The 26339-nt window shown below is 60.2% G+C and carries 25 protein-coding genes and 2 pseudogenes; 6 read left to right on the plus strand and 21 right to left on the minus strand.

The features are described from left to right. Positions 1-53 precede the first annotated feature (53 nt). Positions 54-2516: a glycoside hydrolase family 15 protein gene (locus tag ASG57_RS19290; RefSeq protein ID WP_230646720.1), complete on the plus strand. Its 2463-nt coding sequence runs from the start codon at positions 54-56 to the stop codon at positions 2514-2516. A 478-nt stretch (positions 2517-2994) separates the two neighbouring features. Here ASG57_RS19290 and ASG57_RS38755 read toward each other — a convergent pair whose 3' ends face one another. Next, entirely contained in the window at positions 2995-3687 is a 693-nt protein-coding gene (locus ASG57_RS38755; RefSeq protein WP_244490937.1) for a Spy/CpxP family protein refolding chaperone, read from the minus strand. Between the two features lie 276 nt (positions 3688-3963). On the opposite strand from ASG57_RS38755, the gene glgA reads away from it, so the two are divergent. After that, positions 3964-5484: a glycogen synthase GlgA gene (gene glgA / locus ASG57_RS19310; RefSeq protein WP_057197044.1), complete on the plus strand. Its 1521-nt coding sequence runs from the start codon at positions 3964-3966 to the stop codon at positions 5482-5484. A 117-nt stretch (positions 5485-5601) separates the two neighbouring features. Here the strand turns inward: glgA and ASG57_RS40035 are convergent, their stop codons facing one another. From ASG57_RS40035 to ASG57_RS40040, 7 genes and pseudogenes are all read right to left on the minus strand, one after another. Then, positions 5602-5907 carry a hypothetical protein gene (locus tag ASG57_RS40035; RefSeq protein ID WP_156457405.1) on the minus strand — a complete coding sequence of 102 codons (306 nt, stop codon included), beginning with the start codon at positions 5905-5907 and terminating at the stop codon, positions 5602-5604. Positions 5908-6288: 381 nt separating this feature from the next. Next, on the minus strand, positions 6289-6726 hold the full coding sequence (locus ASG57_RS19320) for a c-type cytochrome (RefSeq protein ID WP_057197045.1): 438 nt from the start codon (positions 6724-6726) through the stop codon (positions 6289-6291). 194 nt (positions 6727-6920) lie between these two features. Beyond that, on the minus strand, positions 6921-7136 hold the full coding sequence (locus tag ASG57_RS19325) for a hypothetical protein (protein ID WP_057197046.1): 216 nt from the start codon (positions 7134-7136) through the stop codon (positions 6921-6923). 119 nt (positions 7137-7255) lie between these two features. Then, on the minus strand, positions 7256-7930 hold the full coding sequence (locus ASG57_RS19330) for a methyltransferase family protein (RefSeq protein WP_057197047.1): 675 nt from the start codon (positions 7928-7930) through the stop codon (positions 7256-7258). After that, positions 7927-8184, minus strand: coding sequence for a DUF2933 domain-containing protein (locus ASG57_RS19335; RefSeq protein WP_057197048.1), 258 nt, complete (start codon positions 8182-8184; stop codon positions 7927-7929). Before ASG57_RS19335 ends, ASG57_RS19330 begins: the two co-directional genes overlap by 4 nt. Positions 8185-8728: 544 nt before the next feature. Further along, positions 8729-8933, minus strand: a pseudogene (locus ASG57_RS39225) (NrsF family protein); the annotation flags it as partial. A 65-nt stretch (positions 8934-8998) separates the two neighbouring features. Then, positions 8999-9175 (minus strand): annotated as a pseudogene (locus ASG57_RS40040) (TolC family outer membrane protein); the annotation flags it as partial. A 279-nt stretch (positions 9176-9454) separates the two neighbouring features. Between ASG57_RS40040 and ASG57_RS37925 the strand changes: the two are divergent. Next, entirely contained in the window at positions 9455-9841 is a 387-nt protein-coding gene (locus ASG57_RS37925) for a hypothetical protein (RefSeq protein WP_156402745.1), read from the plus strand. A gap of 413 nt (positions 9842-10254) precedes the next feature. On the opposite strand, the gene ASG57_RS19340 is transcribed toward ASG57_RS37925, so the two are convergent. From ASG57_RS19340 to ASG57_RS19355, 4 genes are all read right to left on the minus strand, one after another. After that, positions 10255-13446 (minus strand): efflux RND transporter permease subunit, encoded by a 3192-nt coding sequence (locus ASG57_RS19340; protein ID WP_057197049.1) that lies wholly within the window; start codon positions 13444-13446, stop codon positions 10255-10257. After that, positions 13443-14873: an efflux RND transporter periplasmic adaptor subunit gene (locus ASG57_RS19345; protein ID WP_057197050.1), complete on the minus strand. Its 1431-nt coding sequence runs from the start codon at positions 14871-14873 to the stop codon at positions 13443-13445. Before ASG57_RS19345 ends, ASG57_RS19340 begins: the two co-directional genes overlap by 4 nt. A gap of 91 nt (positions 14874-14964) precedes the next feature. Then, positions 14965-15360, minus strand: coding sequence for a FixH family protein (locus tag ASG57_RS19350; protein WP_057197051.1), 396 nt, complete (start codon positions 15358-15360; stop codon positions 14965-14967). 118 nt (positions 15361-15478) lie between these two features. After that, the gene (locus ASG57_RS19355) at positions 15479-15874 is read right to left on the minus strand and encodes a hypothetical protein (RefSeq protein ID WP_156402746.1); all 396 of its coding nucleotides are present in this window, start codon (positions 15872-15874) and stop codon (positions 15479-15481) included. 146 nt (positions 15875-16020) lie between these two features. Here ASG57_RS19355 and ASG57_RS19360 point away from each other — a divergent pair, with 146 nt between their 5' ends. Together ASG57_RS19360 and ASG57_RS19365 are read left to right on the plus strand one after the other, a co-directional pair. Further along, positions 16021-16698: a class I SAM-dependent methyltransferase gene (locus tag ASG57_RS19360; protein WP_057197053.1), complete on the plus strand. Its 678-nt coding sequence runs from the start codon at positions 16021-16023 to the stop codon at positions 16696-16698. A gap of 301 nt (positions 16699-16999) precedes the next feature. Further along, the gene (locus ASG57_RS19365; protein WP_057197054.1) at positions 17000-18559 is read left to right on the plus strand and encodes an oleate hydratase; all 1560 of its coding nucleotides are present in this window, start codon (positions 17000-17002) and stop codon (positions 18557-18559) included. 100 nt (positions 18560-18659) lie between these two features. On the opposite strand, the gene ASG57_RS36900 is transcribed toward ASG57_RS19365, so the two are convergent. Both ASG57_RS36900 and ASG57_RS19370 read right to left on the minus strand, forming a co-directional pair. Then, the gene (locus ASG57_RS36900) at positions 18660-19106 is read right to left on the minus strand and encodes a helix-turn-helix domain-containing protein (protein WP_082529006.1); all 447 of its coding nucleotides are present in this window, start codon (positions 19104-19106) and stop codon (positions 18660-18662) included. A gap of 78 nt (positions 19107-19184) precedes the next feature. Continuing rightward, on the minus strand, positions 19185-19616 hold the full coding sequence (locus ASG57_RS19370; protein ID WP_057197055.1) for a helix-turn-helix transcriptional regulator: 432 nt from the start codon (positions 19614-19616) through the stop codon (positions 19185-19187). A 358-nt stretch (positions 19617-19974) separates the two neighbouring features. Between ASG57_RS19370 and ASG57_RS19375 the strand changes: the two genes are divergently transcribed. Next, the gene (locus ASG57_RS19375) at positions 19975-21006 is read left to right on the plus strand and encodes a TorF family putative porin (RefSeq protein WP_057197056.1); all 1032 of its coding nucleotides are present in this window, start codon (positions 19975-19977) and stop codon (positions 21004-21006) included. Positions 21007-21242: 236 nt separating this feature from the next. Here the strand turns inward: ASG57_RS19375 and ASG57_RS19380 are convergent, their stop codons facing one another. The 7 genes from ASG57_RS19380 to ASG57_RS38945 form a co-directional block, all read right to left on the minus strand. Continuing rightward, positions 21243-21572, minus strand: a complete 330-nt coding sequence (locus tag ASG57_RS19380; RefSeq protein ID WP_349510060.1) for a hypothetical protein — start codon at positions 21570-21572, stop codon at positions 21243-21245. Positions 21573-21797: 225 nt separating this feature from the next. Beyond that, a complete protein-coding gene (locus tag ASG57_RS19385; protein WP_057197058.1) occupies positions 21798-22487 on the minus strand; it encodes an MFS transporter in 690 nt (229 codons plus the stop codon). 389 nt (positions 22488-22876) lie between these two features. Continuing rightward, positions 22877-23290: a DUF1622 domain-containing protein gene (locus ASG57_RS19390; protein ID WP_057197059.1), complete on the minus strand. Its 414-nt coding sequence runs from the start codon at positions 23288-23290 to the stop codon at positions 22877-22879. Positions 23291-23328: 38 nt separating this feature from the next. Next, positions 23329-24585 (minus strand): OpgC domain-containing protein, encoded by a 1257-nt coding sequence (locus ASG57_RS19395; RefSeq protein WP_057197060.1) that lies wholly within the window; start codon positions 24583-24585, stop codon positions 23329-23331. Then, positions 24578-25249 (minus strand): YqaA family protein, encoded by a 672-nt coding sequence (locus ASG57_RS19400; RefSeq protein ID WP_057197061.1) that lies wholly within the window; start codon positions 25247-25249, stop codon positions 24578-24580. Before ASG57_RS19400 ends, ASG57_RS19395 begins: the two co-directional genes overlap by 8 nt. Positions 25250-25486: 237 nt before the next feature. After that, a complete protein-coding gene (locus ASG57_RS19405) occupies positions 25487-25813 on the minus strand; it encodes a hypothetical protein (protein ID WP_057197062.1) in 327 nt (108 codons plus the stop codon). 83 nt (positions 25814-25896) lie between these two features. Then, positions 25897-26339, minus strand: a 443-nt coding sequence (locus ASG57_RS38945) for a hypothetical protein (RefSeq protein WP_210169293.1), incomplete at its 5' end; no start/stop codon positions are given.

Below are 26339 nucleotides of genomic sequence, written 5' to 3' on the forward strand. Positions count from 1 at the left end.
GTGAACGGAACGTTTGCCCTCCGTCGCCAGACCGTCAATCAAAGCATCCAGCCGTGATAACCGCTCAAGATCACCTGGACGCGCTCGCAAAGGAAGCGGCGGTTTCAACTGCCCCGCGGCGCCGGACCAACCACTGGGAACCGGACCCGCATTTCGATGCGCCCGGCGCGCCGGGGATACCCCCGACCTGGACGAGCAGCTCAAAAGACGTGGTCGGCTGCTCGCTCGGGCCCGCCCGGCTTTGGTTCACGGCTGGTTATGGCATCATCAACGAAGTCTACTGGCCGAGGATCGACATTCCGCAGATTCGGGACCTCGGCTTCATCGTCGCCGACGACCAGGGATTTTGGGTCGAGGTCAAGCGGATGGGTCAATATCAGCTGCGATCGGTCGCACCAGGCGTTCCCGCCTACGAGATCACCCATTCCCATTCGCGGTTCAGCTTGCGGCTTCGAATCACGCCCGACCCGCTGCGCGATGTGCTTGTGATCGAATGTCGCCTTGAGAGTGACGATCCGGCGTTGCGAATCTATGTGCTGGTTGCCCCCCATCTCGGCGCCACCGGCTATGGCAATCGCGCCGTCATCGCCGAACATCGCGGACGGCGCTTTCTGTCGGCGGAACGGGCGCCGTTTGCGATGGCCCTTGCTGCCGTGGACGAACACCAGCAGGACGCGCTCATGAGAGCGAGCGCGGGGTATGTCGGCGCCAGCGATGGTTGGCAGGATTTTGCCCACAATGGCAGGATGGCGTGGGAGTATCCGGCGGCCGGCCCCGGTAACGTCGCGCTGTTGGCTGAGTTGCGACCATTCAGCGTGCTCGCGTTGGCCTTCGCAAGCAGCCAGGGTGCGGCCGCGACATTGGCCGTGTCATCACTGATGCAGCCGTTCGATCGCGTTTTGGACGCGCAAAGCGCCGATTGGAGCGCCTGGCACCGCAGCTGCGATGAATGTTGCGCCCGACCGGTGGGCGCTCCGGCTCATTTGCAGGATCAGTTTGTTACATCCGTCACGGTTTTGCGCACACATCTCGATAAGACCTACCCGGGCGCGATGGTGGCGAGCCTGAGCGTGCCCTGGGGCGACACGGGCAACGAGCGGAGCGGTTATCATTTGGTCTGGCCTCGCGATCTCGTCGAGTGCGCCACGGCGCTACTTGCCTTCGGAGGGGAGGCGGAAGCGCGCAACACCCTGCGCTACCTGATCGCAACACAAAATGTGGAAGGACACTGGCAGCAAAACCAATGGTTGGGCGGCGAACCCTATTGGCGCGGGGTCCAACTCGACGAAGCGGCGTATCCGGTTCTCTTGGCCGCTCTGCTCGCCGACCGGGATGCCTTAGGAGGAATCGAGCCCCACGACATGATCCGTCGCGCGCTCGGCTATATCGCCCGGGTCGGTCCCTCGACGGAGCAGGACCGCTGGGAAGAAAATAGCGGACTGAACGCGTTCACCCTTGCCACCTGCATCGCGGCGCTTGTCGCGGGCGGCTCGCTGCTCGAGCCTACGGCGCGCCAGTGGGCGACGGCGCTGGCAGACTTCTGGAACGCCCATCTGGAAGACTGGCTCACCGCCTGCGGCTCCGATCTGGCAAAACAGTTCGCCATTGCCGGCTATTATGTCCGCACGGCGCCGCGATCAGTGCTTTCCGAAGGCCAGGCGGCGCTCGATGAACTCGTGCCCATTCGCAACCGAAGCGATGGGGTGCGAATGCAGGCGAGCGAACAAGTCAGCACGGACTTCTTGCGCCTGGTCCGCTTTGGTCTCAGGGACGCCGCTGATCCGCTGGTCCTGGATACGCTCAAGGTGGTGGACCGGCTCTTGAGGGTGGAAACACCCTCCGGTTCGGTCTGGCGCCGCTATAACGGCGATGGCTACGGTGAGTACGACGATGGCCGGCCGTATGATGGCGCCGGCAGAGGCCGGCCCTGGCCGCTGCTGGCCGGGGAACGAGGTCATTACGCGGTGAGCGCCGGCGATGATCCCTTGCCGATGCTCGAGACGATGGCCGCGTCAGCCAGCCCCGGTGGCATGATCCCCGAACAGATCTGGGACGCGTCGCCAGTTCCTGAGCGGCGACTGTATCCCGGCCGCCCAACCGGGTCGGCGATGCCCCTCGCGTGGGCGCATGCGGAATTTGTCACGCTTGCCGTCTCCCGCAACCACGGTCGGCCATTCGACCGTCCGGAGGCCGTCTGGAAGCGATACGGTGGAAGGAAGAAGATGTCCCCGTACGCGTTCTGGTGGCCCCACGCGCAAATCCGGTCCTTGGCCGCGGGCCGTCGCCTGGTCATTGCCCTGCCTCGGGCCGGAATGGTGCACTGCGGCGTGAATGGATGGCGAGAGGTCCGCGATCTCGACGCACTCGATAGCGGTCTCGGCTTCTGGGTGGCGGAACTCGACACCAGCGGGATGAACAGCGGCGAAAGCATCGATTTCACCATCCGCTGGCAGGAGGATGGTTGGGAACGGGTCGACCATTGCATCGATGTCGTATCTGCTGGCGAGGAAGTGTGAGGGCATTTCGGCCGTGGCCTCGCCAACCTGTTTCTCGACAATACGGCAGCCGCCATCCAGGACCTACAGATTGGGGTACGGGCGCGGTCGACCGGCGCCAACGCTCTCCGACCGAGATGCTCGCAAAGCCCCAAGAAGGTGCTGAGCAAGACTCCGAGCGGCGGCTTTGCGAGGCTCAGTTTTATGTCGCCGATTACGGGATCCACCGAGGCGCTACAAAGGAGGCTTTGGACATCATGAAGCGAGTTGTTTCGCGCTGCCGCTCTTTTGCCCTTGTCTACGGCCCCGCACGGGCGGAGATCAGCTTGGCGCGGCACTGACGCGTTGCTCGTTACCTTGCAAAAAGCAGAGTGCACACCCCGAGATAGGAACCAAATTCGCCGCGAGGTGAGTCCAGAACATTGCCGGCAATCCGTTTCCCTCAAGGCGGAGTTGGCGCGCGATGCGGCCAAGCTCCGGCCCAAGAACCCAGGGGCGGCTATTTGCCCATATTCATCGGTTTCGACGCCGACGCAGGTGCGGCCGTAGAGCCGGGCATCGGCACCATCCCCAGCACCATCTTGCGCTGATCATCGGTCAGGAGTTTGGCGGCCTCGCCCACGGCGCGAATAAAGCCCAGCCTTTGGTCCGCCTTCAACTTTTCGACCTCGCGAATCTTCACCTCGACCGTCGCGGCATCCGGCTGGTCTGCCGCCGTCAGCAACCAGAGGGCCTGCTCTGCTTCGTCGATCTTCCGCTGCTGATTTGACTGGTCGACGAGGGCGCGCTGCTTGACATCGTTGAGGCCGGTCCTCTGCTGGGTGGAAAGGCCGAGCTTATCGGCATATTCGAGGTAAAATCCCGTCGCGCCGACGTGATAGATATGCGATGAGCCGGGAAACCCCGGCAGGCTGGTTTGCATCGACATGCCCGATGCACCGGCCGAGCCAGATCCGGGCGCCTGCCCCATCGATCCCATGCAGCAACCGCCGCCCATGCCGCCGGACGAAGCGCCGGACATCCCCCCATACCCCCCTGACGGGCTTCCCGACATTCCACCCATGCCGGACATCGAGTTGTTGGATTGGCCTCCCATCGAGCCCATTTCCTTGTCGTCCATCATCGCCATGCGAACGGACGGCGGTGCCGCGAATACAGACGTTACGACCAGTTGCGACGACAGCACGCCCACGAGGGCGACCGCGGCGAGCCGGCACGTCATTGCCGGGGCGGATAGCGGATTGTTTCGACGACTAAGGTTCATTTCTGGTCCTCCTGATGCTCATGTCATGTTGCTGTCTTTTGGTGAAAGACGTTTGATCTAAAACAAAGTCGGTGGTCAAAATGCGTGTCAACCTCCAAAACAGGTGGCGGCACTTCAACGACAAATGGCCGCGATGGACTGTAATGATTCCGCTATTCGAGCGTCTATCGAGTGGTTGGTCCTTGGCATCAAAGGGGAGACGGGATGGGAGCGCGGCGGAAGGCGCATGATTCGGTTCGACGTGGGCGGCCGACCAAACCCGGAAGTCGGGCTACGCTCGGCGCCGACCCCGCTCCACGTAGCCGTCCCAAGATCCTGTTCGTCACCTCCGAATTTGCCGACTACGTAAAGGTGGGTGGCCTTGGCGAAGTATCCGCGGCGCTGCCCCGCACGCTCCGAAACAAGTGCGATATGCGCGTCTTGCTCCCAGGTTATCGCGATGTCGTCAGCCAACTACAGGCAGTCGAGATCGTTGGACGTCTGCCGTCCTGCGGCGACATCCCGGGCTGCGATCTTGCACGCAGCATCACGGGCGACCTTCTTCCGGTTTATGTGCTGCTCTGTCCGCAGCTTTTCGAGCGCGACGGCGGTCTCTACGGGGACGCAACGGGGGCCGACTGGAAGGACAATGATCTCCGTTTTGCGAGGCTGGGCCTTGCCGCCGCACAAATCGCATCCGGCGCAGGCGATCCAAACTGGGTACCGGACCTGCTGCATCTCAACGACTGGACCTCGGCGCTGGCGCCCGCCTATCTCGCCTGGAGCGGCCGATCGACACCGAGCGTGCTGACCATCCATAATCTTGCGCATCGCGGCTTGTTTTCGCGGCATCGCTTGGATCGGCTCGGCATTCCTCAGGCAGCATTCGACATCAATGGCGTCGAGTTCTGTGGTGATATTTCCTTTCTCAAAGCGGGCATCTTTTACGCATCCCATATTACGACCGTAAGTTCGACCTATGCGCGAGAAATCGTGACGCCTGAGCATGGCTGCGGCTTGCACGGGCTGCTCAGAGGAAAGCTCGATCAGGGGCGCTTGACCGGCATCATCAACGGCATCGACGAAAGCTGGGACCCTCTGACGGACCCGCACTTGGCGCGACCGTTCAGTCCAGATGACTGGAAGGGAAAGGACGTCAATGCGCAAGCGCTAAGGAGGACCTTCGGCTTGGCGGTGTCGCGCGGCCCGCTGTTTGCGATCGTCTCGCGGCTGGTCCACCAGAAAGGTCTCGATATTGCAATCGAAGCCATCGAGACGATCGTGCGGCAGGGCGGCCAGATCGTCGTCACCGGCAAGGGCGAAAGCGAGGTCGAGCAGTCACTCTGCCAGATGGCCAAGCGATATCCGGGCAAGCTCGGCATCAAGATTGGATACGAGGAAAAGACTGCGCGGCAGATGCTGGCGGGAAGCGACTTTCTGCTGATGCCCTCGCGCTTCGAGCCATGCGGATTGACGCAGATGTACGCGCAACGCTTCGGCTCGTTGCCCGTTGCCCATCGAACCGGGGGGCTCGCCGACACGATTCAGGACGGCGTCACCGGCCTGCTTTTCGGTGACCTCTCCCTTGGCAGCTTCCTGGGAGCGATCTACCGCTCGCTCGACATCTATCATTCACCTCGGCGGCTGCGGGAGATGCGGACGGCCGCGATGGCGCGCCCCGCCGGCTGGAATGATGCCGCGGCAAACTATGCGAACATCTACGATTCAACCCTCTCGGTCGCCTGAGGCGGCATGCCGGCCACATTGCCAGAAAAATAACCGCGCAGGTTGCATACCGAGCCGAACCGCTCATTGCGCGCGCGATGCCGCCAGCCCTGAACCAGATCAGATAGGCGACTCACCCTAACGCCGAGGACACACGCCCTCAGCGGCGTCGGAAAGTTTGCGTGCAATTTCCCGCATCAACAAACCATGATTCCAGCCGTTGCCGTCGCTTTTGGCGAAATTCCGAGCGCGATGGAACGCGTGGGTCTCGGCCGCGTCATCACCGACGCGGATCACCACGTCCGGACGGAAAGGGCAGACCGCGGTGGCGCGCTCGTCAACAGCGCGTTGCGAACCGCTCATTGCGCGCGCGATGTTGCGCGTCTGCTGGCTGATGTCGTTGCGGCGCTGTCCGGACGCGAAGGCATGCAGTTGGTCTCTCATATAGACCTCGGACTGCCCCTCCAGCCAGGGGCTTCCCGCCTGGTTATCTATCTAGGCTGCCGGCGGCACGAGCCGCAGGGGTGCGATGCCGTGCAGCGGGGCTGCCGTGCATTGACGCGCGCACCCGAGCGGAAGTCCAGCAACCGTGTGTAGATCACGCTCGCATCCTGGCCCGCTAGATACGTTATCCCGTCGCGATGCCAGCCTGAGACGTGGGTTGGCCTCGAGCGCGCGCCTCCCCGTCGGGCGGGGCCTGTCAGCCATATGAGAGGAACCCGCGATAAGTCCCGCTCGAGCAAGCCGGAGCACGTTCTGTTCATCCACTGCCAGCCGGGCTCCTAACGCGCCACCAAGTTCGGCAAGCTTTGAGAACTCTGATGACTACATCCGGTGAGGTCGATACGGGATACCGTTTGCGACCTGCAGTTCTCTTACATACTGCACGATTGACGTGATCTGCTGCTCACTGACCTGGGGTTGCGGCGGCATGTTGCCGTAGGGCCAATGGTGCTGACGCACGCCGCGCTGGGCCGCGAAGAAGAAGGCGGCATCGGAGTGATGGCCGGGATTGTAGATCTCGTGAACCAGCGGCGGGCCTTTGTCGGTTCCCGCGGCTTTGAGGCCGTGGCAGGCAGCGCAATTCGCCTCGAAAAGCACCTTCCCACTTCGCCCGATGGCGGAGAGCTCTGGCTCGTTCACATTGACAATGTAGCCCTTAGCCCTTTCGGCGGGCCCCAGCGATTGCCACACCGCGACGCCAAGCCCAGCGGCCAGCACGGCAAGAACCAGGTATTTAGGCGCGTTCGCGGCCAAGCTCATTGCCTTGGACACCTCTTACGTTATGGATCTCGGGGCCGCACGCCAGGGCGGTAAACGCCCGAGGAGCGGGGATGATCTCTTGGCATGAAGGGTTCATTTGATCTTCGACAGTTGGAGCAGCGATCACATCAGATCCGCTCGCCAATTTACAGAATTGTCTTTCGCAGATTCTGGGATTTCGGGCACCACATTGCTTAGGCCGACTTCCGTTTGGTCAGATCCAGCAACGCTCGCCGCGCTATTGCTTCGAGATCGCCCAGCGTGGTTTTCCCGGCGCTCGCCGCTTCGATCAAATGCTCCGCAATGTATTTGCGGCTTTCATGATCCCCGCCATGCTTGGACAAGTCCCGGCAGACGTCCTCGAGCACCACGTTCATGTTAGTCTGAGTGCGCTTGTCGAACTCGCTCATCGGATATCTCCTAGCCCTTGGCGCCTGGCGATTTGGACTTTACGGAAGAGGTTTTGCGGCGACGGCCCGACGTTCCAAGCCGGAGGTGATGCCGAGTGCTCAAGGAGCGCCGTGCGCGGCTAACCATGGCGATACCCTCCGCGGGACTCCTGACCCAAGATCCTGCTGAGCTTCGGAATAAAACCAGGCACCTCGGCTGCATATCTCACATATGCGTCGCCAAACTCTCTTCTCGCATCCTGCTCCTCGGTCCGTGCCAGCCTGACGTACATCACTGTGAGCACCGGAAACATGGCGAGCGTAAGGATGGTCGGCCATTGCAGCAGGAAACCGAACATCACCAGGATGAATCCAACATATTGCGGGTGCCGCACATAACTGTAAGGCCCGGTCGTGGCGAGAGACCGCGCCCGCTGCGCATCGTAGAGCACCTTCCAGGCGGCGGAGATCAGAATGAACCCCCCGCCGATGAACACGAAGCTCAGGATATGAAATGGACCCGCATGGGGATTGGCCTTCCAGCCGAACATCATCTCCAGGAGGTGACCGGCGTCATGGGAGAACCAGTCGATATCAGGAAATCGCGACTGCAGCCACCCCGAAAAGAAGTAGATCGTCAGCGGAAAGCCGTACATCTCCGCGAACAGTGCCACCAGAAAGGCACTGAAGGCGCTGAACGAGCGCCAGTCCCTCGGCGTCTGCGGCTTGAAAAAGGTATAGGCAAAGAAAATGAAGATGGCCGCGTTGACGATCACAAGGCTCCACAGGCCATAGGCAGGTGCGGCGTCGCTCATGACGTCCCCCTCTGGTCGTCCTGTTGGTCTTGTCTCCCGTGATGACCGTGCCCGCCGTGCATGAACAGATGCATAAGCGGGCAGGCCAACAATGGGAGCCAAACCAGAAGGCCGACCACGTGCGCCCGGTGTTCGGTAAAGAGCAACCCGCCGGCGATAAGCAGAAACCCGATCAGCACGAGTGCGGCCTTGGATTTCACGGACATGCTCTCTCGCGTATGCTCCCGATGATCGGAATGGTCTTGCACCGCCATGACCTGAACTCCTGGACATCCAAGCGGAAAGTAGACAACAAGTTGGCACAAACCTTTTTGATCGAGATCAATGGGATCTTGGGCAGAGGATACCGCGCGGCAAGCGTGAAGCGCCATTCCAATGTCTGGACTGACGGACGATTCGATCCGCTCAGTTCCGTGTCATCGGAGACTTCGGGCCTCCCCGGTATCTCCAGACGCGGCTGCTCGCCTCTGGGGCTGGCGCGACGAAGAAGCCAGGCGTCCTGGGGACTGAAGCAAACGCAGAACTCCATCCACCTTGCGGGACGGATGGGCCATAGGCGCCCTGCCTGGCCTCGCTTGGCCAATACCGCTTGTCCGAAATCGTAGCTCCTGCGTATGCGTTGGGACACCCACACCAGCAGCAGCAACATTGCACCGAAGGTTTGTTTTGACATAACCCGGCTCCTGGTCATTCGACGAGAAAGCTTGAGATCTGCCTCATTGAGGAGTTCGGAAGAAAGCGCGGGTTGGTTACAGGCTCACGCCGACGTGAAACGGCGAAGCCTGGGTTACCTGCGCATAACTTGGGGCCCAAGATCGCGCCTGCTACGGTGCAGAGCACAATCGTGCCACCGCGCCAGATTGCGACAAAAGCAACGAGTCGTCGGTGCAATGAAGAGCATAAGCGATGGCGCTGATGCCGCCCAAACAAGGCCGGCAAACGCGCCCGTCCGGACAAGGTTGGTCGGGGCCGCTGTTCGCACCGCAGCGATGACGGCGTCGAAAGATGTTGCAAGCCTGCGCTCAGGCTTGCGTTGATCTGGGGACGATAGCCAGAGAGCGCCCGTCACACATTCTCGTCGGTCGCGCGCTGGCGCGCCCGCGCTGCATTCAACTGCGGATTCGACTGGTAGGCGTTCACGAGTGCGTCCGAAAGGGTTTCCGCGCCGGCAGGGACGGCCGTAAAAGAGGAAAATCGACGCGGTGAAGGAAAATATTCGCCGCTCCGAGTGCGTCGAAAAGTCAATACTCGATCCTCGCATGTTCATCCCGGCCTCGGCGTCACCTATAGTTCTGACGCCGACCCACCGGGGCAATTCCCTGCCGGAGGGCGGGAAGATAATTTCCGGCCAAGTGCCTGCAGACCTGTTGATGCATGGCCTTCGATTGACTCAGATCAACTCGGAATCATCAAATTGGCGACATCGTTTGTCTTCGGCACCCATGCTCCAATTCGCACCCATGCTCCAATTCAGAGGCGCAAACTTGATATCTGACGTAGTGGGTCGGCTGCAATGAGGCGACCATGAAGACCAACGAAGGGCTGTTCATTCTTGGAATATTGGCAACAAGTTACCCGCTTGTTTTCGATTGCGCTCAATCGACGGCGTTGGCACTCGCAAGTTCACCTAACCGTGAAGCTCCTTTCGATCCCGCTCGGATCGACCGTCTGCCGCCCGACATCCGACGTGCAGCTCTCCGCATGTGCCGAAAGCGGCCAACTGCGGCCGAACACTTTGTAACTTATCTCGACAATTCGAGGCTTGTCAGGTTGCATTTCGAGCACTTCTATTGTGAAGGCAGGCCAGGGCTTTGTAGAAGTGCGGCAAACTGCCTCCACCAGGAATTTGTTGCTTCGGGTTCTGGTTATCGGCTTGTCAGGAGCTACTACGGTCGATCCCATCATGATTGATGCGGCCCCCTATGATGGTCAGGCAGGGAGCGGCACAGCGACCTTGGCGACGCCATGCTGGAATGGATTCTGCGCATGGTAGGTCAATGGTTGCTCTCTTTGAATAAAAGGCGGCGAGGAACCTTAGTGCCGTTCATGTAGTCTATTGGCGTCCGCCTTGATTGCGTTGATGGGCTCGCATCGACATGAGGTGGAGGTGCTTGGAAGCCCCCTAGGGTAAGGCCGGTCTGGATCAAGCTCGTGCGTCAGCCAAGTTCATTCCAAGTCGAACCTCGCGCACAGACAATCCTACTCACCGCGGATATGTCGCCGGTCCGAGCAAGCGCTGGCAGCAGCGCTGCGGCTGTCGCGAGCGGAGATAATTCCGCGCGTCTTCATTCTCGGCCTCCGTCTTATTGCTCATTATGCCTATATCATTCGGCCGGCTCCGGAATACGTACCCTTTTGGTTGTCGCTTGCAGTCGCACAGGGCGTTGAGGGCCACCGGGCTCGCTCAAAGGCAAGCCAAAGCCCTTGATCAGTCCGAAGATCGCCGGGATCACAATCAGCGTCAGCAGCGTCGAGGAGACCATTCCGCCGATCATCGGCACCGCGATGCGCTGCATGATCTCGGATCCCGTACCCGTGCTCCACATGATCGGCAGGAGGCCGGCCATGATGGCAACAACCGTCATCATCTTCGGCCGGACGCGCTCGACCGCGCCTTCCATGATGGCGTCGTAGAGATCGGCTCGCGTGACGGTACGGCCCTCCGCCTTGCGCCGCGCACTGATCTCCGCCAAGGCGTGGTTCAGGTAGATCAGCATCACGACGCCTGTTTCGGCGGCGACGCCGGCGAGCGCGATGAAACCGACGGCGACGGCGACCGACATGTTGAAGGAAAGCCACCACATCATCCAGAGGCCACCGACCAGCGCGAACGGCAGCGACAGCATCACGATGGCCGTCTCGGTGAGGGAGCGGAAGTTGAGATAAAGCAGCAGAAAAATGATAAGCAGCGTCACAGGCACGACGATCTTCAGCCGCGCTGTGGCGCGCTCCATGTACTCGTACTGACCGCTCCAGAGCACGTAGTAGCCTGCCGGGAACTGGATGCTTGCCTGCACCGCCCGCTGAGCATCGGCCACATAGCCTCCCAGGTCTCGGTCGCGGATGTCGACATAGATGTAGGTCGCAAGCTGACCGTTCTCGGTCCGGATCGTCGTCGGTCCGCGCGCCGGCTCGACACTTGCGACTTCGCCGAGCGGCACGGCGCCTCCGGCCGGCAGCGGAACGAGGATATCGCTTGCAATCGCTTTGGGATTGTCCCGGAGATCGCGGGGGTAGCGCATATTGACGCTGAAGCGCTGCCGGCCCTCGACCGTGGTCGTGACCGTCTGGCCGCCGAGCGCGGTCGCGATCGTGTCCTGAACGTCCTGGATCATGAGGCCGTAACGCGAGAGCGCATTGCGATCCGGCGTGATCTCGAGGTAGTAGCCGCCGATCGAACGCTCAGCGTAAGCCGACGAAGTGCCCGGGACGGCCTTCAAGACCTGCTCGATCTGCTTGGCGAGCTTATCAATCTGCACGAGATCGGTGCCCATCACCTTAACGCCGATCGGGGTGCGAATGCCGGTCGACAGCATGTCGATCCTAGCCTTGATCGGCATGGTCCAGGCATTGGATACGCCAGGGAATTGCAGCGCCTGGTTCATCTCGGCGATCAGGCCGTCAATGGTGAGGCCCGTGCGCCACTCCTCCTTCGGCTTGAGATTGACGACAGTCTCGAACATTTCGGTCGGTGCCGGATCGGTCGCGGTCGACGCGCGTCCTGCCTTGCCGTAGACCGAGGCGACTTCCGGAAACGAGCGGATGATCCGGTCCTGCATCTGCATCAGTTCGGCGGCCTTGGTCACCGAGATGCCCGGCAGCGTCGTCGGCATGTAAAGCAGCGTGCCTTCGTTCAGCGTCGGCATGAATTCTGCGCCGAGCTGTCGTGCGGGCCAGATCGTCACCGCCAGGACCCCGACCGCAAGCAGGATCACGAGCACCTTCGCGCGCAGCACCGCCTTGATGACCGGACGGTAGATCCAGATCAGGTAGCGGTTGATCGGGTTCTTATGCTCCGGAACGATCCGTCCCCGAACGAAGATCACCATCAGCGCCGGGACCAGCGTCACCGACAGCAATGCGGCGGCGGCCATGGCGAAGGTCTTGGTGAAGGCCAGCGGGCTGAACAGCCGTCCCTCCTGCGATTCCAGGGTGAAGATCGGCATGAACGATACGGTGATGATCAGGAGACTGAAGAACAGCGCCGGCCCCACCTCCGATGCCGCGTCGATCAGGATCTGAACGCGCGTCTGGCCTGGCCTCGCCCGCTCCAAATGCTTGTGGGCGTTCTCGATCATGACAATGGCCGCATCGACCATCGCGCCGACCGCGATCGCGATGCCGCCGAGGCTCATGATGTTGGAGCCCAGGCCCAAAAGCTTCATCGCGCCGAACGCCATCAATACCCCGACCGGTAGCATCAGGATTGCCACCAGTGCGCTGCGGACGTGCAACAGGAAAACGACGCTGACCAGAGCAACCACGATGCTTTCTTCAACCAGCGTACGCTTCAGAGTGTCGATCGCGGCGTAGATCAGGTTGGAGCGGTCATAGACCGGCACGATCTCGACCGACTTGGGCAGGCTGGTGGCGATCTCCTTGAACCGTTTCTTGACGTTCTCGATGACGGTAAGCGCGTTGACACCGAAGCGCTGCAACACGATGCCGCTGGCGACTTCTCCCTCGCCGTTAAGCTCGGTGATACCCCGCCTTTCGTCGGGGCCCAGCTCGACCCTTGCGACATCGCGCAGCAGCACCGGCGTGCCGTTGCTCACCTTCAGCACGATATTGCCGAGGTCGTTAATGCTTTTGAGGTATCCCTTGCCGCGGATGACGTATTCGAATTCCGATAGTTCGACGGTGCGGCCGCCGACGTCGGCGTTGCTGGCGCGGATCGCCTCGCGCATCTTCTGCATGGTGATGCCGCGATCGCGCATGCGTTGGGAATCGAGGATCACGTTGTACTGCTTGACGAAACCGCCGACACCCGCGACCTCGGCCACGCCTTCCGCCTTGGCAAGCGCGAACTTCAGGTTCCAATCCTGGATGGTTCGGGTCTCGGCGAGATTCAATTCCTTTGAAATTACCGCGTACTGGTAGACCCAACCAACGCCGGTCGCGTCGGGACCGATGGTGGGGGCCACGCCCGCGGGCAGCCGCGAAGTTGCGCTGTTGAGGAATTCGAGCACGCGCGACCTCGCCCAGTAGATGTCAGTGCCGTCCTCGAAGATGACGTAGACGAACGACACGCCGAAAAACGAAAAACCGCGCACGACTTTCGATTTTGGCACCGTCAGCATTGCCGTGGTCAAGGGATAAGTGACCTGGTCTTCAATCACCTGCGGCGCCTGACCGGGATATTCGGTGTAGACGACCACTTGGGTATCGGAAAGATCGGGGATGGCGTCGAGCGGAAGATGCACCAGCGCGTAAAGGCCGGCGGCAGCCGCAAAGGCGGTGCCGAACAGCACTAACAGCAGATTGCGTGCCGACCAGGCGATGGCTCGGGCGATCATTGGTGCCCTCCCACGTGTTTCGCCCCGCTTGAAGCTCCGGTCGCCTCCGGCGTGGCGGCTTCCGCAAAGCCCTTCAGCGCGGCCTTCAGGTTGCTTTCGGAATCGATCAGGAAGTTGGCCGAGGTCACGATCGCCTCGCCCTCGCTCACGCCCTCCTTCACCTCGACATAGCCGTCGCCGCGGCGGCCGAGCTTGACGGTGCGCGGCTCGAAGCGGCCCTCGCCCTTGTCGATGAACACGGCCTGGCGGCTTCCGGTATCGAGCACGGAGCTGTCTGGGACGGCGACGGCCGCCGTCCCAGTGGCGGTGCCGATCTCGGCGTCGACATACATGTCCGGTAGCAACGCGAGGTCGGCGTTGGCCAGCTCGATCCGGACCCGCGCGGTTCGCGTTTCGCGGTTCACTTGCGGATAGATGACGCTGATCTTGCCGCCGAATTCCCGCCCGGGGAAGCTGCGGGCGCGCACCGCAACGGGCTGACCGACCGTGATGCTGCCGAGGTCGCGCTCCGCAACATCAGCCAGAGCCCACACGACCGAAATATCCGCAATACGAAATAGCACGTCGCCCGGTTGCGCGCGCATGCCCTCGATGGCGTTGCGCTCCAGCAGGATGCCGTCGCGCGGAGCCGACCATTGGATGGTGACAGGAACTGTGCGGCTCTTCTCCATCGCGACGATTGCAGGCTCTGGAACGTCGAGGTTGGTAAGCCGCTGCCGTGAGCCGCGCCCGTACGATCCGATGCCGTTGGTGACAGGGGAATCGATGGTCGAAATATACTGCGCCGCGGCCGATGCGACGGCGGGACTGTAGACCTCCATAAGGTGCTCTCCCTTCGCGACGCGGGTGCCGGTCGTCACATCGGCGACTTTTTGCAGGAAGCTCTCCGCGCGCATCGCGATCACGGAGACACGCCGCTCGTCGAGTTGAATGGTGCCGGGTGCCCTCACCAGGGTCCGAATCGCGCGACGCTCGGCTGGTTCTGACTTCACGCCGGTTCGCTGGATCTTGCCCGTCGAGAGTTTTACCAGGCCGTCATCTACGTCGTCGCCTTCGTAGACCGGGACATAGGCCATCCCCATCGGGTCGGTCTTCGGCACCGGCGAGGTATCCGGAAGTCCCATGGGATTGCGGTAGTAGAGGATTTTCCGCCCCGCCTGTGCCGCTTGCGGCTTCGGCGCGGGCTGGTCCAACGACGGCTCTTCGTCGTCGTAGACCGGCAGATAATCGCGGCCCTGGCTGTCCTTTTTGGGACCAGCCGACCAGAATGGAGCGCTGCTCGGGTCGCGGTAGTAGAGCACGGACCTCTCGGCTGCGATTGCGCTGGCTACATAGGTTTGCGCCCGCATGTGCGGCTGTTGGCTTAGCCAAAAGCCGGCAGCCCCGAGCCCAACGCTGGCTGCGAGCGTGATCACAAGCTTGTTCATATCATTCACCTTAATGGCGCGTGCCCAAAGGCACTTTGAGCTAGATTAAAAAGTGCGTCGGCGCTCCGGGTCGAAGCGCCGACAATGCCCCTTACTTGCTCGCCTTGATCACCACTTTGCCGATCACAGTCTCCGCCTCGCCCTGCACCTTGGCGGCGACGCTGAGCTGGTAGCGACCGGCCATCGGCAAATCGGTCTTGAAGGCGTAGACGCCAGGCTCCTTTGCCGGCAACGGGCTGACCGGCGATTCCATCTCGGCCATCCCGTCAGGCGCCATGTCGACGCGGGTGCGGATGATGACCGCGTCCGGCACCGGCTTTCCCGTCGCCCTGTTGGTCAGGCGCACCGCCACCGTCACGTCGTCGCCCTTCTTCATCTCCGCATTGATGGGCTCGAACGCGTAATCGCTCGCCGCAGCGAAAACCGCCGAGCCTGAAAGACTGGTCACGGTGGCGAGCGCCACGACGCGCGTGAACTTCGAAATCATTGGATCTTCTCCTCATAGGTCTGGTCTCTCCACGGCTTCGGAACCGAATCGAAGGCGCGCGGAATTGTCGCCACACGCGAGCGCAAACGGCTCACGGTCGGCAGCACGCGAGAGAAGATCAGACGCGCGGAGGACGGAACGGCGGACTGCCGCTATGCAAAGCGACGACCTGCTCCACCGGAATGGGGAGCGGATTTCCCGTCACGATCGGGAAATCAAACGGAAAACTGGTGACATCAGCGATGGTACCCGACTGCGACGCGCAGAAGGCCAGCGAGCACTGATCGCTCGGCTGGTCGCAAGGGTTGGCCTTGATCTGGTCCGCACAGCAGTCGTCCATGGCTTCCGGCACGTCGGAGCTCACAACTGCCATTTCTTGCGATGCGACCTCGTGCGCCATCGAGCCGGAATTGGCAGCTCCCGCCATCGGTAGCATTGCCACCGACAGCGCGGTCACCAGGGCCAGGATGGTTCGAGAGAGGCGCATCGTCGTTTTACTCACCCGCCCATTCATGTTGTACGTACTGGCGGTATCCTCACGTTTCTCCCCATGTAACCCTAAGAATCTCGCAGATCGTTGATCTGGCTCAACTTGCTGCCTTTATTTCCGATTATGTGTTTCGGCTTAGCTTGTGATTGATCTGCATTGGACGGCAAAACATGTCGACGCCGCAGGCAGTGGTCGGATTGGCGCGTGTTTCCAACCGAATTCGGCTTGGTTTTGCCAGACTTCTCTACGAAGGCTTTTTCGATGTCATGATGAGCGATCGATCCTGGCAGGAAGCGGTTATCGATTCTCTTGCGCCTCGGGCGGACGACCGCATTCTTGATTTCGGCGCAGGTAGCGGGTCGATGGCGATTATGCTGGCATTGCGTTTTCCAACCACGACCTTTGTCGCCGTGGACCCTGACCCGAGCAGCGTCGCGAAAGCGGTGCGGGATATTACGCGCCGTCACATCGAGAACGTTCAGGTCCTGGCCGCAACGACTGGCGATCGATTTTCGTTCGGCGCCGGCTCTTTCGACAAGGCCGTCAGCGTACTTAGTTTCCACGATCGCTCGCCCGATGAAAAGTGTCGCCTTGCCAACGAATTACGAAGGGTTCTGCGGCGCGGCGGCACTTTACATGTGGCAGACTACGATAAGCCGACCAATTCCAATGAGCACAGAATACTCAAGTTCACCGAGCGCATCTCTGGGCCGGCTGCCGCAACCCCACATCTGAACGGAAGCTGGACGGGTTCTCTTGTTAACGCCGGCTTTGTCGGCCTACGCCGGCAATCGTCGCAGTCTGTGGGGATTGGACGCATATCCGTCATTAGAGCCAGGAAACCGTGATCCGATCTCGCTCGCGCGCCACGCAGCTGGTGCGGCTGGGATCGTCACAACCGCTCCGGTTGGAAGCGATGATCGCGTTTGCGATCGGCCACTCGAGCTAAGCTATCCGCCAGCTCAAACGACACGCCCAGTTCGGATTTTTGAGACGAAAAGTGTTAATCGGCTTTCAAGTTTTGGACGCCGTTCCCCAACTTAGGGGGCAATTGCAGGCCGAAACAACAACTTGATTTAGCTCAAGGCCCGCGGCTTCTCACACAATAGCTTATCGCGCTAGACACCCTTTCAGCCAGGAAAGCCTAACATGAAAGCCTACTTCATCGGCGGCGGAATCGGATCGCTCGCCGGCGCCGCCTTCCTGATCCGCGACGGCGCAATGTCAGGCAGCGAGATCACGATCTATGAGAACCTCTCGACCTTTGGCGGCAGTCTGGATGGCGCTCAGCTTCCAGATGGGTCGTATTCGTTGCGCGGCGGCCGCATGCTGACGACCGACCACTACGAATGCACGTGGGATCTGCTTTCAACGATTCCGTCGCTCGAGCACCCGGGCCAAACCGTCCGCGACGAGACGGTCGCATTCAACCTCAAGCACAGAGCCCATTCCAAGGCACGACTGGTCGACCGTAACCGCTTCAAGGTCGACGTGTCGACGATGGGCTTTACCATGCGCGATCGCGAAGAACTGGTGCGCCTGGCGATGGCCTCGGAAGACGAGCTCGGCAACAGCCGCATCACGGACTGGCTGTCCCCGGCATTCTTCCAGACAAACTTCTGGTACATGTGGCAAACGACGTTCGCCTTTCAGCCCTGGCACAGCGCGGTCGAGCTCAAACGCTATCTGCATCGGTTCATGAACGAGTTTCCGCGCATCGAGACGCTCGGCGGTGTCAAGCGAACCATCTACAACCAGTATGACGCGATCGTTCGTCCCGTGGAAGCATGGCTGAAGGATCACGGCGTTCGGTTCGTCAGCGACGGGCGCGTGACCGACATCGACGTTGCGGACGAAGGCGGAAAGGTCCGGGTGAAAGGCCTTACGATCGACCGGAAAGGCGCCAAGCTCGTCGCGACGGTCGAAGCCCACGACCTCGTGTTCTTTCAGAACGGTTCGATGACCGACGCATCAAGCCTCGGCTCCATGACGAGCCCTGCCGAACCACGGACGAAAGCCGACAGCGAAGGATGGGTCCTCTGGGAGAAGATCGCCGCCGGGCGGCCGGAATTCGGCAACCCTGCCGTGTTCAACAGTTCGATTCCCGAGTCCTATTGGGCATCGTTCACGGTGACCTGTCGCGACCGGAGCTTTTTCCAACAGATGGAGGCATTCTCCGGCAACGCCGCCGGCACGGGGGGGCTGGTCACGTTCAAGGATTCCAATTGGCTGATGTCGATCGTCCTGTACCATCAACCGCACTTCGTCGGCCAACCAAGCGACGTGGCGGTATTCTGGGGCTATGCCCTGCACCCCGACCGGATCGGCAATTTCGTAGCCAAGCCAATGTCGGAGTGTGGAGGAGCGGAAATCTTGCGCGAGCTTTGTGGTCATCTGAACTTCGACTATGCGGTCTTTCGACGAGCGACCTGCATTCCCTGCCGAATGCCGTACATCACCAGCATGTTTATGCCGCGGCTCAGGTCCGATCGTCCGCTGCCTGTTCCGCCGACTTCCAAGAACCTGGCGTTCATCAGCCAGTTCGTCGAAATTCCGGACGAGGTGGTCTTCACGGTCGAGCATTCGGTGCGCGCAGCCCAAACGGCGGTCTATCAGCTGCTCGGCATCGAGCGTCCCATCCCGCCGATCACGCGTCACGACAGGTCGATCGGTGTTCTGATCCATTCGCTGGAGAAGGCTTTTGCCTGATCGGCAGTAGCATCGACTTGATCACGCCGGAGTTCCTTGTCAGCGGTCGCGCACGATCTCCAGTTCATACGATCAGGCGTCTTCGCCGCAATAATTTGGATCAGGCGGAGGCCTTCGCGCAGTTTTTTGCACGTCTTCGCCTGTTGCATTCTTCCAAAAGTTCGGGCGCATCCCAAACAACCGAACCATCTTCCGCCAGGATGAAAGGATCAACAACCAACGGATCAAAACCCAGCCGAGTGGCCTCTTCCATGGCCGCTTCGTTATTTGGAAAACGGTCACAACGCAGCAGAGCGAGGGAGTAGAGCTCACTAGACTGCTGCAAAATCGGCCCGTCGGCATATACAAGGATTACTGGACCGAAGTCAGGGCGCTGTCGCCGCAATTGTGAGATCTCTTCGCAAGCAAGCTCGACAGCTCTCGGAATGGGTCTGACTTCTCGTTCCCAATTCTGGAAGCTACCTCGGTTTATTCCAAGCTGCTCCGCCGCATCAAACTGGTTGAACCCGTGCTTTTTTCGCCACTTCTTGAGATCCCAGCAATCCAAAGCCGCACCTCAGCTAATTTTTGAAGCGTTCAAAGGCATAGAATCTGCGGCACAAATCCAAAGTGACTCGTGTATGTCTCACGGCCTATCCTTGTTCTGGCTGAGCTTCTCACATTGTTGAATCAGCTGGGGACCACTCCAGATGATGACATTGCCCTCGTCGATAATCAGGGGATTAAAAAAGCTTGGGCTCGTTCTGAGCTCCAAGATCTTGCGGAAGGCGGTGTGATTATCCGGATAGCGCCTGCAGGTGAGCGTCGGCGGCCCCGCGACGCTATTTGGCGACGGGAGTGGGACGCTTGCGTAGACCAGGGTAACCGGCCCGAACTCGGCGCGTTGCTTCCAGCGCCGAATGAGCTGCCGGGACGCCAAATGGACGGTGACCGGAACAGGCGTGACGTCGTGTTCCCAATTCTGAATGGTGGCTCGCGTAACCCCAAGCTCATTGGCCGCATCCTCCTGCGTGTAGCCCAGGAGCTTGCGCCATATTCGTAGTTCACGTCCGTTCATGGCAGCCTTCCGTTGGCAGCCCAGCCGAATAGGTCGTTGCTCAATGCTCTCAACAGGGATGTTGCCGGAGCGCCAGCCGCAGGCAGTCCGGTTTGGCGCGTAGAGCAGTTTGGCGGGCGGTCCGAGGAGTCGCGCTTTGCACTTATTCTCAGAAATCTATGGTCTGAATACAACACCTGCCAAGAACTCACTTAGGATGGGTCAAATTGCCTAGCCTTTGAGCAATTGCCCACGGTTGTGGCTTCGCAATTCTGCGCTTTGCTGGGTAGGTTGATCCTAGAAAGACGTGTCGAGCAACAGCTGAGTCCCTACTCTTCTTGGCGCTCGGCGAGGGGCTGCAACTGTGATGGGGGTTGTCATGAAGAAAGTGGGTCTGGTCGCGGCGGTGCTTGCGATCAATGCAGGTTCGGCTGTCGCGGCGGACATGTCCGTGAAGGCAGCCAAGGCGCCGCCCCCGCCCGCCTTCGAGGCGTGGGATTTCGCCTTCGGCGCTGCACTCATGAGCGACTACGTGTTCCGCGGCATCACTCAATCCAATCACAAGCCATCGGTCGCGGCCTACTTCGAGCCGCGCTATAACGTCACCAAGGATGTGCAACTGTATATCGGCGCCGGCGGCGCGAGCATCTCGTTCCCCAACCGCGCCGCAGCCGAAATAGATATCTATGGCGGCATCCGTCCCACTTTTGGCATCTTCGCTTTTGACTTCGGCGTCTGGGGTTATCTTTATCCCGGTGGCACTTGTTACAACGCCTTCGCCTTTCCGGGCTCGGGAATTCCTGGCTCAGAGGCGGGTTGCGTAGCAAACGCCGACCCTGTCACCCTCGGACTTCCGATCAATGGCAATTTCGCCAAAAGGAACGCCAGTTTTTATGAGGGTTATGCCAAAGTCAACGTGACCCTGAATGACCAGTTTCAGATCGGCGCCAACAACTACTATACCCCCAATATGATGAACCTCGGCGCCTGGGGCAACTACGCCTCGATCACCGCCAAGTGGACCGCTCCAAGCTCGACCTTCGGCACCAGCGGTATCGGCATGTACGTCTCTGGTGAATTCGGACGGCAGTGGCTCGGCACCTCGGATCGGTTCTACGGAACGCAAATTCCAGGACAAATCTATCAGTTTGGTATTCCGGAGCCGAGCTACAACACCTGGAACATCGGGGTTGGCTTCACCTATAAGGTTTTTACCCTCGATCTGCGCTACTCCGACACCAATCTCTCCAAGGGAGCGTGCAACGCCTACACCAGCGACTTCACAGCGAGCGTGACCAGTCCAGCCAATGTTTCGCTCATCAACCCCGGTGGGTTTGGCTCCAACTGGTGTGGCGCCACTGGCATCGCCAAACTCTCGGCTGACTTGACTGCAATTACGAACCTGAAGTGAAGTTGGGTCAATTCGAAGACGAAGGGGCCGCTGTTCATCGTGGCAGCGGCCCTAAGCTCGCGAAAAAAGCGACCAGCATAGCGGCTCACTCAATGAGCCGACGACCAGCAACGGTTTGCCGTCACGATGCAAGCTCCGAGGCTCATCTTCTGGATTCTATCAATCTGTCGCAAAGGATTGCATGCCGAAGCGCAGATGTGCTGCTCTGGCGGCGATCCGCTTGGTCCGACATCAGTTCAGTCGGTTTTTGAAGCGGTCAACCTCCCGGAAAGCGGCAGCGCGAGCAGTGTTCCGACCAGCGCGGTGATCGCGGAAAACACAAAAAAGCTTTGGTCCGAGCCTTGCGAAACCATTAGTCCCGCGGCTGCCGAACCAAGCGCTTGCGCGAGGCTCGTGACCGCGGTCCATCGGCCCAATTGCTCGCCCTGGTGCTCACCTGCCACGATCGAGGTCCAGTAGGTGATCGCCGGCGCCGCGATGCCCGCGGCCGCGGCGACCAGGCCAACACCGAGCACCACCGCTGCCGTCTGGGTTAGCGCAGGGAAGATCGCCAGCCCGATTGCCAGTGCGCCTAATGCCGGCGATCAGCCATTTCGTCACATGTGGCTGCACAAGGGACGACGAGAAGAGAGCCGTTTGAGCCAGCAGCATGACCGCGCTACACTCGGCAAGAACAAGCGCTACGAATGCGGTGCCCTGGCTTGCGACGAAGCTTCCACGCAAGGTAAGGACGACGTCAAAGGCCGCCACGCATCCAGCGACGACGGCAGCCAGCCAAAGCAGCTTGAGCGTCATTGCACGACGAATTTGGCCCGGCAAAACATTGCGCTGGCAGAGCACGGACGAAGGCGACGCTCGCACGGGATCGCAAGAGCTAGAACAACGGCGGACAGAAGAGCAAACCCCGCTGGCCAAAGCAGCGCATACTGAGCCGTCGAGAAAGGGCTGCCCGCGGCGGCAAAAACCGAGCCGCCTAAGAATGGCCCTGTCATGAAGCCAGTCATCGTCGCCGCCCCCAGCCAGGCGAAGCGCCGTGCGCGCCAGCCATCGTCCGGCGCAAAATCACCTATGAGGGCCAAGGCGACCGGCGTGACTGCACCCGAGCCCAACCCGCCGAGAATTCGGGCCAAATAGATCGAGAGGAGACTATCGGCAAATTCAAAGATGACCAGACTTCCGCTGAAGCCACTCAGTCCCATCGCCAAGACAGAGCGGCGCTCCCACCGATCCGACATCTTGCCGAAAAGGGGCGCCGAGATGAAAACTGAAAGCGTATAGATACCTGTAATCGGTCCAGTATGTCGGGAAATCGTCTTCGTATCCACCGCATTCGCAAGAATAGCGACCCTTGCAGGCAAGCTTGGCAGGATCACGCTGAACGCAAGCGCTGTCGTGAAGCACAAGCGCTGCCCGGAGTTCAGAGAAAGCTCTTCGTCGCTGCGGTCCGTGACGCCTGAAGCTCTATATCCAAGCCTTCCCATACAATGCCACCTCTTCGCTATCGTGATTCCCACCCTGTGCCGCTCGGCCTCGAATTAAAACTGCTTCTTTTTGGCGCGAGAAGGATTGAAGGATTGGCGAAATGGCTTCATCCAATGCGAGCCAGCCACTATCTGCTTTCGCTGACTTTTTCTCCATGCTGCGCGGACTGGCTGAGCTTGCTGCCAAATCCCTCCGCGACAGGCGCACCCCGCTGTCCGACGATAATCCTTACCGCCGAGCGAACGTATTTCAGCCTGGTCACGGCACTGATTGAGCGGACACGCGTCAATCGCGACGAAGCCCTCGAAAAGATGTTTGAGGCTTTCTACAGCTCGGCATCCCAGAACCTAAGCGAGCCCCCACCGCCGTCAGAGCCCGATTAAAAGGGTCAGAGCCCGGCGCGATCCGCGTCGTCGTCCCCACCCGTGTGCCGCTGCCACGGTAAGCGGCCCTCGATTTCGATCTGAAGCGAGAAGCTCAGGAACGTACGGATCACGATGATCAGCGCGAGGACGCCGAGCCGATCGAACGACGGCACGATCGCGATCATTCCGATGATGTCCGCCGCAATCAAGAACTCAAGACCGAGCAGGATGCCGCGGCCGAGGTTAGCACGATACGAACGAAACGCATCGGCAAATTGCCGGTGCCGCATCTCGCGCAGCGACCACACCGTCGCACCGACTACACCGCCGACGATCACCACCACTCCGAGCAGCTCAATAGCGGACGCCGTCCAATGAAGCCCATGCAGAATGGCGGCTTGCGTTTGTTCGGAGAACGTCAGCTCGGAAGTGATCATCCCTGCCCCACGACATGCCTCTGAACCAATAGCTCATTTTATCCTTCGGCACGGGGCTCGCGGCTTCGACCGGCTTCGCTTTTCGCCAACTTTCCGCCAGAAGATAGGCTCTTATCGACGTCCTTCGACCATGTCCGATAATAGGCGATGATCGTCATGATCCACAGACCTGCCGCGCCCATCAGGAGTTGAGCCAGCACCCCTTCCGAACCGAACGCCAGCATGAAATGCGCGATGAACGAGAGGAACAAGCCAACGCAAAACACCGGCAGCGACTGCTGACCGCACCTGATCAGCGGTCTGAAGATCGGCCATTTCAGTCCTGGCCAATCGATCGGAATGAGCGAGACGACAATGAACACCAGGCTCCCCAAGTGAATCACACGGTAGGGAGCAAGGTTGGTCTTGTCGTTCGGAATGAATAGCCCCGCAATGGCGTCAGGAATGAACGGCCGCAGTTCGGGAATTCGCTCGCCCAGCGAGAGGGCAAGCGCGAACAGGACGAAGCAGATACTCAGCACGAAAAGAAGTCGGGAATGCAGGAGGACCCGGGTTGCCGTGGCTCCCCCGAGCGCCAACCAAGCGCCGAGAACAAAGAGCAGCTGCCATGCAAATGGGTTGAAATACCAAGCGCCCGCAGGATAGGAGGCGAAATTCCAGCCGTAATGGCGCGCCGCCAGATACAACCCGATCGATCCGATCATGACCGCGTTGCGCCATCGCAACATGAACCACAGGACGATCGGGAAGGCCGCCATCAGCACGATGTAGAGCGGCAGAACGTCGAGATTGAGCGGCTTGAACTTGAGCATCAGGCCTTGCGAGAGAGTCTCGACCGGGAAGTTCATTAATGGCGCCACGTTGAATTGATCCATCAAGTGCGGATCGTCGAACTTATGCGCAAGGTAATGAACCGCAGTAAGGTAGAAGATGAAGATCAGCAGATGAGCGACATAGAGCTGCCAGACCCGCCGCAACAGCCTGGTCGCGCCGATGACAAAGCCGCGCTCCATCATCATCTTGCCGAAGACGAAGGTCGCGGTATACCCGGAGATCAGCACGAAAAGATCGGCGCCATCGCTAAAGCCGTAATTTCGCGTCGTGAACCAGGCCAGCACCGAATCCGGAATATGCCCAAGAAAGATCAACCAGTTTGCCAAGCCGCGAAACAGGTCCAAACGGACGTCGCGTTGTGACTTTGGCAGCACGGACCTGACGGTGATTGCTTCCCAAACCCGCTGCGGCGCAATTTGCAGGGTCCAAGCGGACGAACGGCCACTGATCTCGTCAGCCAATGTTACCTTCTCCATTTCTGATGCCGTGCTTCTGCGTCGTCGTCGTTGTCCAGACACGTATTCTACGAATCGTGGCCTTGCCAGCAACGAGCCAGGTCTGCAATCGAGCGGTGGAAAACCTGCTCCATGGAACGGCGTGGTCGGCGAGGGAACGAATGGCGTTCGGGAAACGAACGGCGATGTACGCGTAAGCCAGGTATTTGATGATCTTTCCGGCAACGATCGCAGCAAAGACGTCCGGTACCGGCAGGCGATAGATTCCGACGACAGCGAGCATGGGCAGTTTGGGAATAGGAAGTGGTACAGCCATCAACCCGAACAGCGCGAGAAGCCCATATCTTGCCAGCCAATCCGTGGCTTGTAACCAGGCCCGCGACCCGGCAAGCTCGGGGTAGCGCTCAGCCAAGATGTTCCAGCCAAAATGATGAAAAGCGAGATAAAGACCGAGTGACGCCACAGCGCTCCCGAGCGCCGCCACCGACGCAGTCGCGGCCCACCGCCTCCGGCACGCCAGGGTGGCGGCGATTACCAGCCATTCCACGGGGATGCTCATCGACAGAGTTGAGAGAAATGCCGTCACTCCGACCAAAGGAATAAATGAGCCCCGCTCGGCCCGCTTGATGATCGCCGCAATGATCCTGTGCGTCCTTGCGTGAACAATCATTCATCCCCCGATAGGCGAAATCAGGACTCGGTTTTCTTCAATTCCGTGTGCTGAACCGGTCAGGACCACGGCGCAGTTCCTCAATGTGATTCCTCATCACATGGGTGAATAAGTGCCGGCTGCAGTGACTTTGCAAATCAGAGTCGCTGCAGATGGCCAATTTAAATGATCTCCGCTAGGCGATCCGCCGAGTCGCTCTATTGGCTCTCCATCGCCCTGCGAGATGCTGGTGGCGGTTTACTTGAAGCCGCTGGGCGGCGCCGCGTTCGAGTTTGCCGGCGGGTTGGCTCCTTTCGTGGCGGTTGTATCGCTGGCACCGCCTTGCTTCATTCCGGACCCCATCCGGCCGTGTTCGCCCTCCATTCCCTTGGCGCCCATTTTACCGTGGTCCATTGCATCATGGCCCATACCCTGGCCTTGCTGCGCCGGCATCGTCTGCTGAGCGGGCGCATTTTGCTGCGCGTGCGCATCCGGGGCGTGTTGCGCGGAAGCCGCTGCCGAGTAGCTCAGAGCAAGAGCCAAGGCGAAGGCTACCAGCAGGCTCTTTTGACCGATCATGTTCATCAATTGACTCCATCATTGGGTTTTGTGACCAGTTTGTAACTGGTCCGCCCACGTTAGGGTGGCTCACCGATGAAACTTTGACGCTAATCAATGGTAGGCCTACGCTTGTGCACTTTTTTGCAATGCGCCTGCGCTGCCACTTCGACAACCGCGCCGTAACAGATCCCGAGGGCGCGATTCCGGACCAATTCGGCACAAATCAACAGGTGAGCCTCTATCAGAATGGAAAATGCGAGCTCCCATACGGGCTTGAGCACGGATTCACAATTGCGCATGCTGAACTCACGGAAGATGGTTTGCTTATGAATTTGCGCTTCACCTTGCCTTCGGCCGCGAACTGTACGTAAATTCGTGGCACAGATCGCCACCAGCCAGGAGGACATATCGTGCGCCAAGCAGCCGTTTGTACAGCGATAGCGTTTGGGCGGAGCTATGCGGGAAAGTGGGTGATGACGGGTTGAGAGAGGCGGCGTATCGAGGCGGGTGTCGAGCCTGCCAGAACCTCTCAAGGAGAGCGATACGCCAT

This window comes from Bradyrhizobium sp. Leaf396, assembly GCF_001424605.1.
In the GTDB taxonomy this organism is placed as follows: Bacteria; Pseudomonadota; Alphaproteobacteria; order Rhizobiales; family Xanthobacteraceae; genus Bradyrhizobium; species Bradyrhizobium japonicum_C.